This is a genomic window from Gemmatimonas sp., assembly GCF_044376735.1.
Classification (GTDB): domain Bacteria; phylum Gemmatimonadota; class Gemmatimonadetes; order Gemmatimonadales; family Gemmatimonadaceae; genus Gemmatimonas.
The window spans coordinates 1-2,602 of the sequence record NZ_JBILKJ010000284.1 but is presented as its reverse complement, the minus strand read 5'-3'; the positions used below and the strand labels follow the sequence as shown (position 1 = coordinate 2,602).

The window sequence follows — 2,602 nt, the reverse complement described above, 5'->3', positions numbered from 1 at the left end:
TGCGCCGAACCATCGCACCATCAGTGAGTGGCCGACTCGAAACCACATCAGCGATGGCTGTCGATTGAGCAGGAGAATCGGCGGCGACGCACAGGCGACTGCGACCAATCCCCACGCCAGCGGGGCGATGCGATCATCGGCGGGGCACGACAGCCAGGGCAGGGGTTTGTGTTGCCTCACATTATCGTATTGCACGCAGCTCACGAGCCCGTGGAATGGCGGCAGCAGCTGGTGGTTTCCGATCACGTCGCGCAGCAACACGATCGAGTCTATGGCGCTCTCCACCATGAGCCGTGTGGCTGGCGCGCGCTGCGGTAGGCCGTTGTCCGAGAGGGCCTTGATAGCCTCCTTGGACGAGCGTGTGACGGCCGCCGATGCATTGAGCTGTACCAGGGCTGAACAGACCGCGCCGTGAATGAGCGCCGGGTGCAGTCGTGGAGCGTACCCCTGTGAACGGCCGGCGAGCAGATGCGTGAGCTTGACCGTTTCGAGCAGCGTACTCACGATAAAGTTGCTCGACACGTCCAACTGCACGCCCACGGCCCCGGTGCGATAGGCGTTGTTGGGCACGGGCCCGGAGTTGTGGTAGGCCGGTACGAAGTCGGTGGAGCGCGCGGTCATGACGCCCTCAACTGCGAGGCCAGCGACGCGAGGCAGGCCTCGCGCACCTCCAACAGGCGAACGATGACGAGGTCCGCATTGGGGAGGGGTACGCCGGTGAGTTGCTGCGCCGGGGTGCAGAATTTGGCGATTACTCCGTGCATGAACTCGAGGTCGTTGGCCGGCAGCGCGGTGAGTGACAAGCGACGCCGCACATCAATGGCCCAATCGCGATGCGGCCCGTACCCCCGCACCACGGCTCCGCCGTACGCAATCTCCGACACCAACGACGCCACGGTCTCTACGGCGGTGGCGGGTACGAGCTCCCCACTCAGCAGGGTGGGCAACACCGTCCACGCCAGCATGGTGGATTCCGCGGTGGGCATATCGGCCAGGGCCGAGCACAGCGCTTCGCCGCGAATCACCGACGCCACGCCCGGCAGCGAGATGGCCAACAGGGCGCGACGCAGCGGATCGCGCACCGACAGCAGCGTGCGGCGCGGATCGTCATCGCTCATGCGCGTCTCACGCCACGCCGCTTCGTGCGCCGTGAGCAGCGCGGCGCGCGACACCTTGGTGCGCACCACGTCGGGGATCGACGACAGCACCGAGGTACGGCAGGCGCGTTCGTCGCTGGCGAGACCGAGTGCGAGGTGCGCGGCACGCACGGCCACGACGTTTCGCAGCAGCATGGCGGCCCGGCGTCCACCGATGGTGATCTTGGCGGCGCCGAGTTTGGCGATAAGCACATCGACGTAGGTCGCCAGCGCGTCGCCCGACTCGGCCCGGACGGTGGGAATGAGCGCCTTGGTGGCGTGCACCAGCTCGCGCACGGTGTTCGCGGCGTTGGCCGTGGGGGCGTCACCGATGCCACTGATGATGAGCCGGCGGTCGGCGTCGCATAGGTCAGCGAAGCGCGGCAGCGACACGATGAACGCGAAGCGATCGGCCAGGGCGGGGTCGAGTGCTTCGACGCCGTCGTAACGGCCGTAGTCGTCGTGCTCCTGCGCGTCGGGGGGCGGGTTGGTGGCGGCCCATCGATAGCGCAGACGCTCGATGGCGACGCCCTGAATGCGCTTCTCGTGGATGATGGGAAACAGCTTGTTGGCGACATCGGGACGACAGCGGCCGATCTCGTCGAAGAATGCGACCTCGGCCTCCCAGATGGCCCCGGGGGGCGCCGCGTATCGAATGGCGCCGGCATCATCGGGGATGGGAAATCCGATGAGATCATCGAACTGGAGGATGCTGGCGTTGTAGTGCCGCAGCGCGAGGCCGAGTGCGTGGGCGAGCCGCACGAGCAGCAGCGTTTTCGCGGCGCCGTGATCGCTGACCAGCAGCAGCGGCTCTTCGGTGGCGAGGGCGGCGAGGAGCGCGGGCTCGAGGGCGTCGTAGCCGACGACGCCGAGCGGGCGGAGGAGGGAGCGGGGGGCGGGGGTGGGCGCGATTGCTGGCGCCAACGCTGGGGTGCTTACGGCGACGGCGGCGGGAGCCGACTTGCGTCGCATTCGCGGGACAGAGACTGCCATGGAAATACCTCCGCGCAGGAGCTGCGCAGAGCGCGACACCACGCCGGCCGGCGTGATGTCAGTGGTCCGCTTTAGTGGACTTCTTTAGCGTCGCGCCACAAGCTGGCCGAATCAAATCGCGACGTGGTACGGTGGTGCGGAAAACGAAAAAGCCCGGCAAGCGAAATCGCTGCCGGGCCGGTGTGCTGGACGGGGAGCGGTTTAGCTGAATTTGTAACGCGGCCAGCAATCGCCAGAAAGCGCCGCGGTGGGACAAGTAAAAGGTACGCTGATTCTTGACGAACTGCAAGCAGCTCCAGAGCGCTGGACCAACAAGGAGGTGCTTGGCCGTCGCGCTGTATCGACGGCGATGCTCCACGATCACGTGCTCATAGGAAGCGGCGAGGGCGCGCGGATCCCTCCGGAGACTGGATGCGCCTCCTCAACAGCGGAATCAATCCCCACCTCCGTCTTCCGCGGCGCGATTGAGTCTT

General features: G+C 66.6%; 2 protein-coding genes and 1 riboswitch. Both genes read right to left on the bottom strand.

What is annotated here, in order from left to right; translation table 11 throughout:
* The coding region (locus ACIRA7_RS16695) for a hypothetical protein (protein ID WP_396221959.1) at positions 1-621 on the bottom strand (621 nt) is incomplete at its 3' end.
* Positions 618-2,129, bottom strand: coding sequence for an AAA family ATPase (locus ACIRA7_RS16690; RefSeq protein ID WP_396221958.1), 1,512 nt, complete (start codon positions 2,127-2,129; stop codon positions 618-620). The genes ACIRA7_RS16690 and ACIRA7_RS16695, both read right to left, overlap by 4 nt.
* A gap of 50 nt (positions 2,130-2,179) precedes the next feature.
* Positions 2,180-2,262: riboswitch (SAM riboswitch) on the bottom strand.
* Positions 2,263-2,602: the final 340 nt, after the last annotated feature.

What these genes read in the sequence shown, in the direction of transcription:
- ACIRA7_RS16690 (WP_396221958.1), bottom strand. Translation starts at nt 2,129, where the DNA reads ATGGCAGTCTCTGTCCCGCGAATGCGACGCAAGTCGGCTCCCGCCGCC.